Origin of the sequence: Rhodanobacter thiooxydans LCS2 (assembly GCF_000264375.1) — a bacterium.
GTDB classification, from domain to species: Bacteria; Pseudomonadota; Gammaproteobacteria; order Xanthomonadales; family Rhodanobacteraceae; genus Rhodanobacter; species Rhodanobacter thiooxydans.
This window is the reverse complement of record NZ_AJXW01000058.1, coordinates 27,823-42,823: the sequence shown is the minus strand read 5'-3', so window position 1 is coordinate 42,823 and position 15,001 is coordinate 27,823. Positions and strand designations below refer to the sequence as shown.

The window sequence follows — 15,001 nt, the reverse complement described above, 5'->3', positions numbered from 1 at the left end:
AAACGTCGCTCTTACTGGAAGTGCGGCCACGGATGGCCGCCTTTTGATCCTGTTTTGCGATCGGGGACGATCGCATTAGTTCAGCCGATCGCACTTATACCGCCGCTGCGCCGCCGACGATTTCCGAAATTTCCTGGGTGATCGCAGCCTGGCGCGCCTTGTTGTAGATCAGCGTCAGCTCGTCGATCACCTTGTTCGCGTTGTCCGACGCGCTCTTCATCGCCACCATGCGCGCGGCGTGCTCGCTGGCCAGGTTCTCCAGCGCCGCCTGGTACACCACCGACTCGATGTAGCGGGTCAGCACGTGCTCCAGCACGGTCTGCGCATCCGGCTCGTAGAGGTAGTCCCAATCGTGGCCCGACTCCAGCTTGACCCCGGCATAGGCCGACTCGCCCGCGTCCTGGTGCGCTTCCATCTCCGCAGCCACCAGCGGCAACGGCAGCAGTGCGTCGACGGTCGGCTTCTGCGTCATGGTGTTGACGAAGTCGTTGTAGGCGAGGAACACGCGGTCCAGGCCGTTGGCCTGGTAGGCGTCCATCATCACCTTGATCACGCCGACCAGTTGCTCGAGCTTGGGCTTCTCACCGAGGTGGCTGACGCTGCCGACCAGGTTGACACCCTTGATGCGGCGGAAGAACGCCACGGCCTTCTGGCCGATCGCCACCACGTCCACCTGCACGCCCTGCTTCTGCCACTCGGCGATCGCCGGCAGCAGGCGGCGGAACAGGTTGGAGTTGAGGCCGCCGCACAGGCCGCGGTCGGTCGACACCACGATGTAGCCGACCCGCGCCACGTTGTCACGCTGGACCAGGAACGGATGGCTGAAATCGGTGCTGGCCTGCGCCACATGCGCGATCACCTTGCGCATCGAGCGCGCATACGGGCGCGAGGCCTTCATCAGATCCTGCGCCTTGCGGATCTTCGAGGCCGAGACCATCTCGAGCGCGCGCGTCACCTTGCGCATGTTCTGCGTGCTCTTGATCTTGGTTTTGATTTCGCGTCCGCTTGCCATTGGTCTCGCTCGCTATGCTCGCTTCGAAGGGAATAGGGAGTAGAGAATCAGGAATAGTGAAAGCTGCATGATGCTGCTCTTCCTATTCTCTATTTCCTATTCTCGATTCCCTGCATTTACCAGCTGCCGGTCTTCTTGTACTCGTCCAGCGAGGCCTTGAACACGGCCTCGATATCCTTGTCCCAGTTGCCGGTGGCCACGATGGTCTTCATGAGGTCGCCGTGGTTCTGGTGCATGAACGCGTGCAGGCCCTTCTCGAACGCCAGCACCTGGTTCACCGGCAGGTCGTCCAGGTAGCCCTGCTCGGCGGCGTACACCGACAGCGCCAGCTCGGCGATCGACAGCGGCGAATACTGCTTCTGTTTCATCAGCTCGGTGACGCGCTGGCCGCGATCCAGCTGGGCGCGGGTGGCCGGGTCCAGGTCCGAGGCGAACTGCGCGAACGCAGCCAGCTCGCGGAACTGGGCCAGCGCCAGCTTCACGCCACCGGACAGCTTCTTGACGATCTTGGTCTGCGCGGCGCCGCCGACGCGGGACACCGAGATACCAGCGTTCACGGCCGGACGGATGCCGGCATTGAACAGGTCGGTCTCCAGGAAGATCTGGCCGTCGGTGATCGAGATCACGTTGGTCGGCACGAACGCGGAAACATCGCCGCCCTGGGTCTCGATGATCGGCAGCGCGGTCAGCGAACCGGTCTTGCCCTTCACTTCACCGTGGGTGAACTTCTCGACGTACTCCTCGGACACGCGCGAGGCGCGCTCGAGCAGGCGCGAGTGGAGATAGAACACGTCGCCCGGGTATGCCTCGCGGCCCGGCGGGCGCTTCAGCAGCAGCGAAATCTGGCGGTAGGCCACGGCCTGCTTGGACAAGTCGTCATAGACGATCAGCGCGTCTTCGCCGCGATCGCGGAAGTATTCGCCCATCGCGCAGCCGGAGTACGGCGCGACGTACTGCAGCGCAGCCGACTCGGACGCCGAGGCGACCACGATGATGGTGTTGGCCAGCGCGCCGTTCTCGTCGAGCTTGCGCACCACGTTGGCGATCGACGAGCGCTTCTGGCCGATGGCGACGTAGATGCACTTAATGCCGGAATCCTTCTGCGCGATGATCGCGTCGATCGCCAGCGCGGTCTTGCCGGTCTGGCGGTCGCCGATGATCAACTCGCGCTGGCCGCGGCCGACCGGGATCATCGCGTCGACCGACTTGTAGCCGGTCTGCAGTGGCTGGTCGACCGACTTGCGCCAGATCACGCCCGGCGCGACCTTCTCGATCGGCGCGTTGAGCTTGGCGTTGACCGGGCCCTTGCCGTCGATCGGGTTGCCCAGCGCGTCGACCACGCGGCCGAGCAGCTCCGGGCCGACCGGCACTTCGAGGATGCGGCCGGTGGTCTTGGCGGTATCGCCTTCGCGCAGGTGCTGGTATTCGCCCAGCACCACCGCGCCGACCGAGTCACGCTCGAGGTTCAGCGCCAGTGCGAACGCATTGCCCGGCAGCTCGATCATTTCGCCCTGCATCACATCGGCCAGGCCGTGGATGCGCACGATGCCGTCGGACACGCTGATGATGGTGCCCTCGTTGCGCGCTTCCGCGCCGAGCTTGAACTGCTCGATGCGGCTCTTGATCAGTTCGCTGATCTCGGACGGATTCAGTGTGCTGCTGGACATGGTTGCCTATCCCGAAATTGAATTCTCTTTTGAAGAGTCCGGTCATGGATGGCCGGTTTTGCTCTTCGCGAAACGACTTCGCGCCTGCCTAAATTTGTCCGGCCATGGGTGGTCGGGTTTTGCTCTACGCGAAATGGAACTTCGCGTGAAACTAATGGCTCAGCGTGCTGGCCAGTTTTGCAAGCCGCCCACGCGCGGAACCGTCGATCACCTCGCTGCCGGTATCGATCACCACGCCGGCCAGCAGCGAAGCGTCGACCCGGGTATCCAGTTCGATCTCGCGCTTGAAGCGGCGCTTCAACGAGACCTTCAGCTGTTCGGCCTGTGCCGCGTCCAGCGCCATCGCGCTGGTCACCTTGACCAGCAGCTGCGACTCGGATTCACGCTTGAACGCCTCGAACAGCTCGGCCACTTCCGGCAGCAGCACCAGCCGGCGCTGCTCCGCCATCTCGGCGAGGAAGCGCCTAAACGGGCTGTCGGCGGCCACGTCGGGCGGCAGGTGCAGCGCCACCAGCTGCGCCGGCAACACCCGTGGGTCGTTGCCGAAACCGGCCACGCGCGGATCCTTCGCCACCGCGGCGGCGAACGCCAGCGCCTGCGACCATGCGGCCAGCGTGCCAGCCGCATGCGCCACTTCGAACGCGGCACGGGCATACGGGCGGGCGAGGGTGATTGCCTGAGCCATAGATCAGATCTCGGCCGCGAGCTGGTCGAGCAGGGCCTTGTGCGTCGAGGCGTCGACCTCCCGCTGCACGATCTTGCTGGCGCCCTGCACGGCCAGCGCACCGACCTGCTCGCGCAGCTGGTCGCGCGCACGCTGTGCCATCGAGGCGATGTCGTCCTGCGCCGCCGCCTTCAGCCGGTTGATCTCGGCAACCGCTTCGCCACGGGCCTTGTCGATGATCTGGTTGGCCTGCTGCTGGGCCTTGTCGATGATCTCGGAGGCCTGCTGCCGGGCCTGCTTGATCTCGCCGGCCACCTTCACGTCCGCGCTCTTCAGCTCGGCGTGGGCGCGCTCGGCGGCGTTCAGGCCTTCGGCGATCTTGATCTGGCGGTCCTCAATGGCCTTGTTGATATACGGCCAGATGAAGTGGACGCTGAACCAGATCAGGATGGCGAACGAAATCATTTCGCCAATCAAGGTCGCGTTGAAATTCATCGCTGCGTTACCTGTAGATGCAAAGTGGAACAGACCCGGGCATCACGCGGCGCCCGGATCGGATACGCGGTGGCGCCACAACGGCGCCACCGGAGGATGTTGCTTACTGGCCCGCGCCGGCAGCCGACAGGATCTTGCCCAGCAGCGGGTTGGCCACCGCGAAGTACATCGCCAGCGCCACGCCAATCAGGAACGCGGCGTCGATCAGGCCGGCCAGCAGGAACATGCGGCCCTGCAGCAGCGGCACCAGCTCCGGCTGGCGGGCGGCGGCTTCAAGGAACTTCGAGCCCATGACGCCGATACCGATACAGGCGCCCAGCGCGCCGAGGCCGATGATCAGGCCGAGCGCAATGGCAGTGAAGCCCTGGATTTGTGCATATTGGACGAGATGTTCCACGGTGGTCTCCTGAGAAATTCAAACTGGAATAGGCAAAACGGTTGAAGCGAGGGGTTCGACGAACGCGATCAGTGGTGATCGTGTGCCATCGAGATGTACACGATCGTCAGCACCATGAAGATGAACGCCTGGATCGAGATGATCAGGATGTGGAAGATGCCCCACACCGTGTAGCCGATGATGCCGGCGCCGTACAGCGCCCAGCCGGCCAGGCCGGCGCCGGCGCTGAACAGGCCGGCGATCAGCATGAACACCAGCTCGCCCGCGTACATGTTGCCGAACAGTCGCATCGCCAGGCTCACCGGCTTGGACGCCAGCTCGACCATGTTCAGGGCGAAGTTCGGGATCCACAGCAGCGGGTGCTTGCCGAACGGCGCAGTGAACAGCTCGTGCATGTAGCCGCCAACACCTTTGGCCTTGAAGCTGTAGAAGATGATCAGCACGAACACCGTCAGCGACATCGCGAAGGTCATGTTGATGTCGGCGGTAGGCACGGCGCGGAAGTGGCCGATGCCGAACTTTTCGGTGATCCACGGCAGCAGGTCGACCGGCAGCAGGTCCATCGCGTTCATCAGGAACACCCAGACGAACACGGTCAGCGCCAGCGGGCCAAGCACGCGACGATCGCCGTGGAACACGTCCTTGACCTGGCCGTCGACGAACTCCAGCACGATCTCGACGAAGGCTTGCCCCTTGCCCGGCACGCCGGCGGTGGCCTTGCGCGCCTTCAGCCAGAACCACGCGCAGAACAACACGCCGAGCGCCAGCGACACGGTCATCGAGTCGATGTTGATGGGCACCGCCCAAAACCCGCCCTCGCTGATATGCGGGGTCAGATGCTGCAGATGGTGCTGGATGTATTCGGTAAGACCGCCAGTCGGCTCGCTTGCCATGGATCAACCCTTGAATCTGAACGCCAGCAGATAAACCGCGTAAGCCGCCGCCAACCCCGTAATGGCGGCCAGCGGTGGCAACTCGAATTGGAACAGGATCACGACCAGCCCCCCGACGATCACGATCCATTTCAGGAACATGCCCGTCAGCAGACGGCCCAACGCCACGCCAGCGCCACTAACGCCGCTGAAGAACCGCGCCGACATCAGCGCGGTACCCAGCGCCACCATCGTCGCGCCTGCCGCTGCCGCCATCGCTTCGCGATACCCCAGCGCCAGGAAAACCAGGCCGACCAGTACCGCCGCAGCAAGCTGCAGCAGGATGATGCGCAGGGCGAGGCGTCGACCAGAGGCAAGACTGTTGAGCACGTAGCATCTCCGCGCGGCCTGCACCAGGCGGCACCGATACAGCTGCGGGCCACGATCCAATCCGTAAAAGTATATCAGTGCGTCAATTGCAGCGACAAGCCATGCAGGCTGCGGCATGACGTCCGGCTGCCCGAATTCGTGACCTGGTCGGTAGCCACATGTATGGTGGCGACAGCACACACGAACAGGGCCGAACACGAGGTTCGGCCCTGTTCCATCACATCGAGGCGCGACGGTACGGAATTACTTGGCGGCCGCCTTCTTGGCGGCGGCGGCCGGCGCCGCAACGGCGTCGTTGGCGGCCTGACGCTGCTCCTGCACCAGCGCATTCAGCGACTCGGCGGTCTTCTGGGTCACCGCGAGCACTTCCTGCGAAACCGCCACGGCACGCTCGGCGTTTTCGCGGCCCAGATTGGCGCCCTTTTCCCACAGGCCGCGCAGGCCGTTGATGTCACGGGTTTCCAGCGCCTCGGCGACGAACTCGGCGGAGGCCTTGGTCTGCTCCTCCAGCGCCTTGAGCTGCAGCTCGGCGACCGTCTCCAGCCCCTTCAGAGCCAGCGACTGAGCCTTGAAAGCGCCGTCGGTGAACTGCTTGGTGAAAGCGAAAAACTGGGTGTTGAGTTGCTGCGTCATGACGTAGTCCTCGTTGAGGATGGGGTAGTGGCAGGCACTCTAGCAGCAGTTTTTGTGCATTGCACTATATTTTTGGTGGCCGGATAAGGATGTAAGTAAATATTCATTTGCAAACACACGTTTATGGCAAATCCATGAAACACTGCGACGCGTCAAAAACTGTCGCGGCTGCAACTCGCGCCGGAAGTGCAGGTTTCATGCACCACCACTTTGTCCAGCCCTGCCAGGCGCGGTTGCAGCCGCCGCCAGATCCAGCGCGCCAGCATCTCGCTGGTCGGGTTCTCAAGTCCTTCGATCTCGTTGAGGTAGTGATGATCGAGCTGGTCGAACAGCGGCGCGAAGGCCGCCTTCACGTCGGCAAAGTCCATCACCCAGCCCGTCTGCGAGCCCGGCTCACCCGACACGTGGATCTCGACCCGGAACGAATGGCCATGCAGGCGCGCGCACTTGTGCCCGACCGGCACGTTCGGCAGCCGATGCGCCGCCTCGATCTGGAACACCTTGAAGATATGCATGGCGAACGCCTGCGTGTCGTGACGATGATGGACCGGCGGAGAACACACGACCTGGTCGTTTGGTGGTATGGGTGGACTCGAATAGACGCCGCAAAGCCTTATCAGCGCTTGAACATCTCCGATATTGTAAGAAACATACCCCCAGAAATACCCCCAGACGAAGCGGGCTGCCTCCTCCGAGACGCCGTTGCTCACCACAAGACGCTGACTACTTGGGGGCCCGGTAACGGCACCCAGACGTGCAGGTCTCGCGCACCACGATCTCCGAGAGCAGCGGGAGCCGCGGTTTGAGTCGTTCCCAGATCCAGACAGCAAGCCGCTCGCTGGTGGGATTGTCCAGCCCGTCGATGTCGTTGAGGTAGTGATGGTCGAGCTGGTCATAGATCGGCTGAAACGCCACCTTGACGTCACCAAAATCCATCACCCAGCCGGTGCCGGCTCCAGGCTCGCCCGCCAGATGCACCTCAACTCGGAAGGAGTGGCCATGCAGGCGCGCGCACTTGTGCCCTTCCGGCACGTTGGGGAGCCGGTGTGCGGCTTCGAGCGTGAAAACCTTGAAGATATCCATCGCGACATTGTACAGCCGCGCCGAGATGACCCTCGATGACCTCGCTGTGGTCGACGCACGCGAAGACGGTCAACGATGCCCGTCTGACCACCATGGGCATATATGCGATCGGGCGGTAAGCTTGGCCTGATCTCGCTCGGTGAGAAGGCATCACGGTTGCATAGCCGCTCAACGTCGCCAAAACGACCAAGGAACAGGGGAAGCTCGTGAAGCTGGAAGACATCAGCCATGGATCGGTCGTCAGTGGCATCAGCCCGGAGGGTCCGGTAACGATCGTCGCCACCCAGCCAATCGGCGACGAGGCGATCACCGTCTTCTACAGGGGTGCCGACGGCATCCCCGCCGAGCGCATGCTGTTCCGTGCGGATGAAGCCCGGCTTGCCCTAGCCACGGTAGGGCGGCCCTGGGGCTTCAACGCGGATGGTGCCGAATTCAAGCTGGCGGCCGAGGCACTGCGCATCAAGCTGGCGCATCTGTTCGATCCCATGATGGCGGTGCATACCTCCAACGTGGAACCGCTGCCGCACCAAATCTCTGCGGTCTACGAAACCATGTTGCCGCGCCAGCCGCTGCGCTTCGTGCTGGCGGATGATCCGGGCGCGGGCAAAACCATTATGGCCGGCTTGCTGATCCGCGAGCTGGTCATGCGCTCGGACGCCCGCCGCATCCTGATCGTTGCGCCGGGGTCGCTGATTGGCCAATGGCAGGATGAGCTGCGCGAGAAGTTTGGTCTGGATTTCGAGCCCTTCAGCCGTGAGCGTCAGGAAGCCTGTGCCAGCGGCAACTACTTCGCCGAGCAGGATCGACTGCTGGTACGGCTGGATCAGCTAGCTCGCAACGACGACTATCGCGAAAAGCTGTCCCACACCCATTGGGATCTGATCATCGTTGACGAGGCGCACAAACTTTCGGCCAGCTACTTCGGCGGCGACATCAAGAAGACCCAGCGCTTCGAGCTCGGTGAGCAGTTGGGCGGCCTGTGCCGCCACTTCCTGCTGATGACCGCCACGCCGCATAACGGCAAGGAGGAGGACTTCCAGCTGTTTCTCTCCTTGCTGGATGGTGATCGCTTCTACGGCAAATTCCGCGAGGGTGCGCACAAGGTCGATGTCAGCGACCTGATGCGGCGCATGGTGAAGGAGAAGCTGCTCAAGTTCGACGGTACCCCGCTGTTCCCGGAGCGTCGCGCCTATACCGCCAACTACCAGCTCTCGCCGCTCGAAGCAGCCCTGTATGCGGCAGTCACCGACTACGTGCGCCACGAGATGAATCGCGCCGATCGGCTTGGCGGCAAGCGCAAGGGCACCGTCGGCTTTGCCCTGACCCAGCTGCAGCGCCGTCTGGCCTCCAGCCCGGAAGCGATCTTCCAGTCGCTCCGGCGACGTCACGCCCGCCTGGAAACCCGTCTCGAAGAAATGAAGCTGGTCGCACGCGGGCGCCGGGTCAACGAAGAGGCGGAGCTCTACACCGCCAAGACCATCGAACTGCCTGACAACCTCGACGAGCTGGAAGACGAGCTCAGCCCGGAGGATTACGAGAACTACGCCGACCAGGTCGTGGATCAGGCCACCGCGGCCGAAACCATTTCCGAACTGGAAGCGGAGATCATTAGCCTGCAGGCATTGGAGGCGCAGGCACGCGCCGTGGTCGATTCACGCAGCGACAGCAAATGGGCGCAGCTCTCGCACCTGTTGCACGACGAGCCGGAGATGCGCGATCGCAGCGGCCACCGCCGCAAGCTGATCATCTTCACCGAGCATCGCGACACCTTGAACTACCTCAAGGCGCGCATCAGCGACACGCTGGGCAATGCGTCAGCCGTCATCACCATCCATGGCGGCACCAACCGCGACGAACGCGTCAAGTTGCAGGAGCTGTTCCGCCAGGACAAGGATGTGCTGGTACTGGTGGCCACCGACGCCGCTGGCGAAGGCGTGAACCTGCAACAAGCCAACCTCATGGTCAATTACGACCTGCCCTGGAACCCCAATCGCATCGAGCAGCGCTTTGGCCGCATCCATCGCATTGGTCAGCAGGAGGTTTGTCATCTGTGGAACCTGGTCGCCAGCGAAACGCGCGAAGGCGAAGTATTCCAGAAGCTGTTCGACAAGCTCGAAGTCGAGCGCAAGGCGCTAGGCGGGCAGGTGTTCGACATCCTCGGCGAGGCGTTCGAGAACAAGTCGCTGAAAGACCTGCTATTGGAAGCCATCCGCTACGGCGACAGCCCAGAAACCCGTGCGCGCATGCACCAGGTCATCGACGGTGCCCTCGATACCAGCCATCTCAAAGCGATCATGGATCGCAATGCGTTGGTCGACAACGCCATGTCGATGGACCAGTTGTTCGCCATCAAGGAGGAGATGGACAAAGCCCAGGCCCGCAAGCTGCAGCCCTATTTCCTGCGCAGCTTTTTCGTTGAAGCATTCGAGCGCGTGGGTGGCCAACTGCGCCGTCGCGAAGCGCATCGCTACGAAATCCCGCATGTTCCCGCCGTGCTGCGCGAACGTGACCGCCAGATCAGCGAAACGCGCGCGCCGGTACTGACCAAGTACGAGCGCATCTGCTTCGACAAGGCAGAGGTCCACATGGACGGCCGCCCCATGGCCGACCTGGTGCATCCCGCGCACCCACTGATGGCGTCGGTCATCGACGTGATGCTCGGCGAACACCGTGCCGCGCTGAAGCAGGGCACCGTACTCGTCGACCCCAGCGACCCAAGTGACCAACCCGGCCTGCTGCTGATCATGGAGCACAGCATCCGCGAAGGCAGCGGCAGCAGCAGTCGGGTCATTTCGCAGCGCCTGCAATTCGTGTTGGCCGACGAGCAAGGCCACATGCGGGTGGCTGACGCCGCGCCGCACCTGGGCATGGAGCCACTTGCTGCAGCCGACGCCCACCTGCTTGCACCATTACTGAAACAGCCTTGGCTGGCGTCGGGCCTTGAGGCGCGCGCGCTCAACCATGCCGCCATCCACGTGGTGCCCGACCACTACAACGAAGTGCGCCAGCGCCGCGAACATCAGATCGACAAGATCCATCAGGCAGTACGCGAACGACTGGCCAAGGAGATCAACTACCTTGCCGGCCGCGCTGCCGAGCTCGACCTGGAAGTAAAAGCCGGCCGCCAGCCGCGCGTGCAACCCGAGTCACTGCGCCGCCGCGCCGACGAGCTGGCCGCTCGCCTGCAAACGCGCGAGCGTGAACTCCAGGACATGCGCAATATCGTCTCGTCCACCCCGGTCATCATTGGCGGCGCCTTGATCATCCCAGCGGGCTTGTTGGCGTGGCTGCGAGGCGACGCCAAACCCGTCTTCAGTATTGACCCCGCCGCCCGCGCCGCCGTCGAACGCCGCGCCATGGCCGCAGTGACCGCATCGGAAGAAGCGCGTGGTCACCTCGTCAAGGATGTGTCCGCGGAAAAGTGCGGCTGGGATATCACCGCCTACCCGCCCATCGTTGACGACCAGCTGCCCGAGCCGCGGCATATCGAGGTCAAGGGCCGAGCCAAAGGACAAGACGCCGTCATCGTCACCCGAAACGAAATCTGTACCGCCCTCAACCAAGGCAACAAGTTCTGGCTGGCTATCGTGCTGGTGGATGGCGATCAGGTGGACGGCCCGCACTATGTGCAGCAGCCGTTTACGCAGGAACCCGAAGTGGGCGTCACCGCCGTCACCTACACCATCAGCAGCTTGCTGGCGAAGGCGTTGCCATGACTTGTGGACCGCACAAAAAGAGACGCCCGCGCGAGGCGGGCGTCGGGCTGAGGATGCTATCCCCAGCGGGGTTATACGTGGCAGATATTGGCACACGGTTGACCGTTGTCAACAACTTTCGGGCATTTCCGGGTAGCCGTTCATGCAACGTGTAGCGATCTATATAGACGGCTTCAACCTCTATTTCGGCCTCAAGTCCAGCGGCTGGCGTAAATACTACTGGCTGGATCTTCCTGCGTTGGCGCAAAGCCTGCTGAAACCCGATCAGCAACTGCTTGCCACCCACTATTTTACCGCGCGCATCCGCAGCAACGGCCACAACCTGACCGATGCCAAGCGTCAGAACGACTACCTCGACGCCCTGGTCGAACGCGGCACACGCGTCCAGTACGGTCACTATCTGGAAAAACAGCGTACCTGCCGGAAGTGTCATGCCACCTGGCCAGACTACGAAGAAAAAATGACCGACGTGAACATAGCGATCCAGCTGCTCAGCGACGCCTTCGATGACAACTTTGACACGGCCTTGGTGCTGTCTGGCGACAGCGATTTGACCACGCCGATCAGGCGGATTCGCCAGCGCTTTCCGCGCAAGCGTGTGATCGTGGTGTTCCCGCCCAACCGCCATTCTGCCGAGCTGAAACGTTGCGCCCATGGCTACCTGAATATCGGCGAAGACAAGTTGCGCAACAACCAACTGCCTGACCAGGTCGCCACGCGCGGCGGCTTCGTCCTGACTCGACCGACCCATTGGAAATAACCATCGCATGACCCTGCGCAAGCCACATTCCGGCAAGTACCTTCGCCCCGCTAGCGAGATCGCCCTGCAATCCGAGCAGCGACTGCACAAATCGCTGGTGCGTATCGGCAACGATGCAGCGCACTACTTGCGCTGCTTTCGCACGGCCCATGGCCGCCAGCTGGCACTGAACCGTGTCAACGCCGGCATCTATGTGTGGACCGAGGCCGTGTGGGAACACGCACCCAACCGGTTCCAGACCATGCGAAAGAAGCGTTACACCGAACACCAGCCACGCATCGCTACCCTGGAAGCCAATGCCGCACGCTTGTACAAAGGTAACCCGGCCGACTACTGGTGCTTCCCCACCCTTGGCGATCTCGACGCCTTCACCGATTGGTACAAAGCGCTGTGACCACCCCGATCAAATGCCCCAAGAAACTCATCGAAGTCGCGCTTCCGCTGGACGACATCAACGTCGCCGCGGCGCGCGAGAAGTCGATCCGGCATGGCCATCCCAGCACCTTGCATCTGTGGTGGGCACGGCGGCCGTTGGCGGCGGCGCGGGCGGTGTTGTTTGCGCAGATGGTCAACGACCCGTCCGAATACATCGAAGGCGACCGGCGTACGCGTAACTGGAAGAACCGGGTGGAGTTGGAGCGCGAACGCCTCTTCAAGATCATCCGCGCGCTGGTCAAGTGGGAGAACACCAACAACGAGGCGGTGCTGGAAGAAGCGCGCGAGGAAACCCGCAAGAGCTGGCGTGAGACCTGCGAGATGAACAAGAGGCACCCGCAGGCGGCCGAGCTGTTCAATCCCGCGCGGTTGCCCGCGTTCCACGATCCGTTCGCCGGCGGCGGCGCGATACCGCTGGAGGCGCAGCGGCTGGGCCTGGAAAGCCATGCCTCGGATCTCAACCCGGTGGCGGTGCTGATCAACAAGGCGATGATCGAGATTCCGCCGAAGTTCGCTGGCCGCGCACCGGTGGGGCCTATTCCGGCGGGCGAGAAGCAGGGCGAAATGCATGCGGACTGGTCCGGCGCCCGCGGCCTGGCCGAGGATGTGCGCCGCTACGGCCACTGGATGCGCGAGCAGGCGCAGCAGCGCATCGGCCATCTGTATCCGAAAGTCGAGATCACCGCGACGATGGCGAAGGATCGGCCCGACCTGAAACCGCTGGTCGGGCAGCAGCTCACCGTGATCGCGTGGCTGTGGGCGCGCACCGTGCGAAGCCCCAACCCGGCCTATTCCAGCGTCGAGGTGCCGTTGGCCTCGACCTTCCTGCTGTCCACCAAGGCCGGCAAGGAGGCATGGGTGAAGCCGGTGGTCAGTGGCAGCACGTATCGCTTTGAGGTGCGCACGGCAGCGGCTGGGCAGGGCAAGCCGCCGGCATCGGCGAAAAATGGCACCAAGCTCTCGCGTGGCGCAAATTTCCAATGCCTGATGTCGGATACGCCGATCGAGCCGGACTACATCAAGGCGGAGGGCATTGCCGGACGCATGGGCGAACGCCTGATGGCGGTCGTCGCCGAAGGCGCGCGGAGTCGCGTCTATCTCGATCCGACGGAGGCAATGGAAGCCATTGCCAAGTCCGCTCAACCAACATGGCGACCGGACACGCCGCTGCCGGATGACCCGCGCAATTTCTGGACACTGAGCTACGGCCTGACCAAGTTCGGCGACCTGTTCACCCCACGCCAACTGGTCGCCCTAACTACCTTCTCCGACCTCGTCGGCGAAGCCCGCGAACGCATCCGCACCGACGCCCTGCAAACCGGCATGCCCGGCGACACCCGCGGCCTCGACGCCGGTGGCACCGGCGCGACGGCGTACGCGGAGGCGGTGTGTATCTTCCTTGCGTTCGCTCTGGATAAAGTTGCGGATAGAGGTTCGACAATCGGACGCTGGGATCCCACACCAACCCAAAGCGGAATCATCAATACATTCAGTCGCCAAGCATTGCCAATGACTTGGGACTTTGCAGAGTCGAATCCGCTTGGCGATGCATCAGGAAACTATGTAAGTGGCGCTGCACTCGTGGCCAAGGCCATAAACGCCTGTCGGCCAAACATTTTTGGAGTTGCTTCTCAGGCCGACGCGTCAAGTCAGCAGATCAGTACGGACAAGTTGGTTTCAACTGATCCGCCGTATTACGACAACATCGGATACGCGGATCTATCGGACTATTTCTATATTTGGCTCCGTCGAAGTTTGCGAGCGACGTACCCAAGTTTATTTGCGACGGTAGCAGTGCCGAAAGGAGAAGAGCTAGTAGCCACACCTTATCGACATGATGGCAAAGAGGGCGCGGAGACTTTCTTTCTCAACGGCATGACTTTAGCAATGCACAACATTGCCGAGCTGGCACATGGTGCTTTCCCTGTCACGATCTACTACGCCTTCAAGCAATCCGAAACCAAGGATGCTGGCACGGCGTCGACCGGCTGGGAAACTTTCCTCGCCGCAGTGATCCGCGCCGGCTTCGCATTGACAGGCACTTGGCCGATGCGCACCGAACTCGGCAATCGCCTGATCGGTAGCGGCACTAATGCCCTCGCCTCCAGCATTATCCTAGTCTGCCGTCGGCGCCACGACGACACACCCAGCATCTCGCGCAAGGACTTCTTGCGCGAACTCAAGGACGAACTGAAGGAAGCGCTGGAAGCGATGCTCGGCGGCGAGGGCAACGCTTCGCCGATCGCGCCGGTGGATCTGGCCCAGGCCGCGATTGGCCCGGGCATGGCGGTGTACTCGCAGTACGCCGCGGTGCTGGAAGCGAACGGCGAGCCGATGAGCGTGCACAGCGCGCTGACCCTGATCAACAAACAGGTGGACGAGACGCTGGGCGGCGAGAACTTCGACGCCGACACCAACTTCTGCCTCGGCTGGTTCCAGGACGTGGGCTGGTCGGCCGGCGACTACGGTACGGCCAACACGCTGGCGCAGGCCAAGGCCACCAGCGTCGAGGGCGCGCAGGCCGCCGGTGTGCTGGAAGCGAAGGCCGGCAAGGTCAAGCTGCTCAAGCCCGCCGACTACCCGGCCGACTGGGACCCGCGCGAAGACAACCGCACCCCGGTATGGGAAGCCCTGCACCAACTGATCCGCGCCCTGAGCCAGGGCGGCGAATCCGCTGCCGGAAAACTGCTCGCACGCATGCCCGAACGCAGCGGCGACATTCGCCGCCTCGCCTTCTGGCTCTACACCCTGTGCGAACGCAAGGGCTGGGCCGACGACGCCCGCAACTACAACGAGCTGGTCACCGCGTGGTACGCGATCGAGAACACGTCGCATGAGAGTGGTGAGCTGCACACGCAAGGCTCACTGGATGTCTAA

General features: G+C 62.9%; 14 protein-coding genes. 4 read left to right on the top strand and 10 right to left on the bottom strand.

Going from position 1 to position 15,001, the window contains the following annotated elements; translation table 11 throughout:
* Window positions 1–94: 94 nt before the first annotated feature.
* From atpG to queD (UUA_RS12350), 10 genes are all read right to left on the bottom strand, one after another.
* Window positions 95–1,012, bottom strand: a complete 918-nt coding sequence (gene atpG, locus UUA_RS12395) for a F0F1 ATP synthase subunit gamma (RefSeq protein WP_008437379.1) — start codon at window positions 1,010–1,012, stop codon at window positions 95–97.
* 116 nt (window positions 1,013–1,128) lie between these two features.
* On the bottom strand, window positions 1,129–2,679 hold the full coding sequence (gene atpA / locus UUA_RS12390; protein ID WP_008437377.1) for a F0F1 ATP synthase subunit alpha: 1,551 nt from the start codon (window positions 2,677–2,679) through the stop codon (window positions 1,129–1,131).
* A gap of 151 nt (window positions 2,680–2,830) precedes the next feature.
* On the bottom strand, window positions 2,831–3,364 hold the full coding sequence (locus tag UUA_RS12385) for a F0F1 ATP synthase subunit delta (RefSeq protein WP_008437375.1): 534 nt from the start codon (window positions 3,362–3,364) through the stop codon (window positions 2,831–2,833).
* A 3-nt stretch (window positions 3,365–3,367) separates the two neighbouring features.
* Window positions 3,368–3,838, bottom strand: coding sequence for a F0F1 ATP synthase subunit B (locus UUA_RS12380; RefSeq protein ID WP_008437373.1), 471 nt, complete (start codon window positions 3,836–3,838; stop codon window positions 3,368–3,370).
* A gap of 103 nt (window positions 3,839–3,941) precedes the next feature.
* Window positions 3,942–4,235 (bottom strand): F0F1 ATP synthase subunit C, encoded by a 294-nt coding sequence (gene atpE, locus UUA_RS12375; protein WP_008437371.1) that lies wholly within the window; start codon window positions 4,233–4,235, stop codon window positions 3,942–3,944.
* A 68-nt stretch (window positions 4,236–4,303) separates the two neighbouring features.
* On the bottom strand, window positions 4,304–5,128 hold the full coding sequence (gene atpB / locus UUA_RS12370) for a F0F1 ATP synthase subunit A (protein WP_008437364.1): 825 nt from the start codon (window positions 5,126–5,128) through the stop codon (window positions 4,304–4,306).
* A 3-nt stretch (window positions 5,129–5,131) separates the two neighbouring features.
* Entirely contained in the window at window positions 5,132–5,497 is a 366-nt protein-coding gene (locus UUA_RS12365) for a hypothetical protein (RefSeq protein WP_039953972.1), read from the bottom strand.
* Between the two features lie 243 nt (window positions 5,498–5,740).
* Window positions 5,741–6,130, bottom strand: a complete 390-nt coding sequence (locus UUA_RS12360; protein ID WP_008437345.1) for a phasin family protein — start codon at window positions 6,128–6,130, stop codon at window positions 5,741–5,743.
* A 152-nt stretch (window positions 6,131–6,282) separates the two neighbouring features.
* Window positions 6,283–6,645: a 6-carboxytetrahydropterin synthase QueD gene (gene queD, locus UUA_RS12355; protein WP_008437344.1), complete on the bottom strand. Its 363-nt coding sequence runs from the start codon at window positions 6,643–6,645 to the stop codon at window positions 6,283–6,285.
* Between the two features lie 208 nt (window positions 6,646–6,853).
* Window positions 6,854–7,213, bottom strand: a complete 360-nt coding sequence (queD, locus tag UUA_RS12350) for a 6-carboxytetrahydropterin synthase QueD (RefSeq protein WP_008437342.1) — start codon at window positions 7,211–7,213, stop codon at window positions 6,854–6,856.
* 206 nt (window positions 7,214–7,419) lie between these two features.
* Between queD (UUA_RS12350) and UUA_RS12345 the strand changes: the two genes are divergently transcribed.
* The 4 genes from UUA_RS12345 (at window position 7,420) to UUA_RS12330 (ending at window position 15,001) form a co-directional block, all read left to right on the top strand.
* The gene (locus tag UUA_RS12345) at window positions 7,420–10,929 is read left to right on the top strand and encodes a helicase-related protein (RefSeq protein ID WP_008437340.1); all 3,510 of its coding nucleotides are present in this window, start codon (window positions 7,420–7,422) and stop codon (window positions 10,927–10,929) included.
* 142 nt (window positions 10,930–11,071) lie between these two features.
* The gene (locus tag UUA_RS12340) at window positions 11,072–11,689 is read left to right on the top strand and encodes an NYN domain-containing protein (RefSeq protein WP_008437338.1); all 618 of its coding nucleotides are present in this window, start codon (window positions 11,072–11,074) and stop codon (window positions 11,687–11,689) included.
* 7 nt (window positions 11,690–11,696) lie between these two features.
* Window positions 11,697–12,083, top strand: a complete 387-nt coding sequence (locus UUA_RS12335; RefSeq protein WP_008437337.1) for a hypothetical protein — start codon at window positions 11,697–11,699, stop codon at window positions 12,081–12,083.
* The gene (locus UUA_RS12330; RefSeq protein WP_008437335.1) at window positions 12,080–15,001 is read left to right on the top strand and encodes a DUF1156 domain-containing protein; all 2,922 of its coding nucleotides are present in this window, start codon (window positions 12,080–12,082) and stop codon (window positions 14,999–15,001) included. The genes UUA_RS12335 and UUA_RS12330 overlap by 4 nt, the downstream gene beginning before the upstream one ends.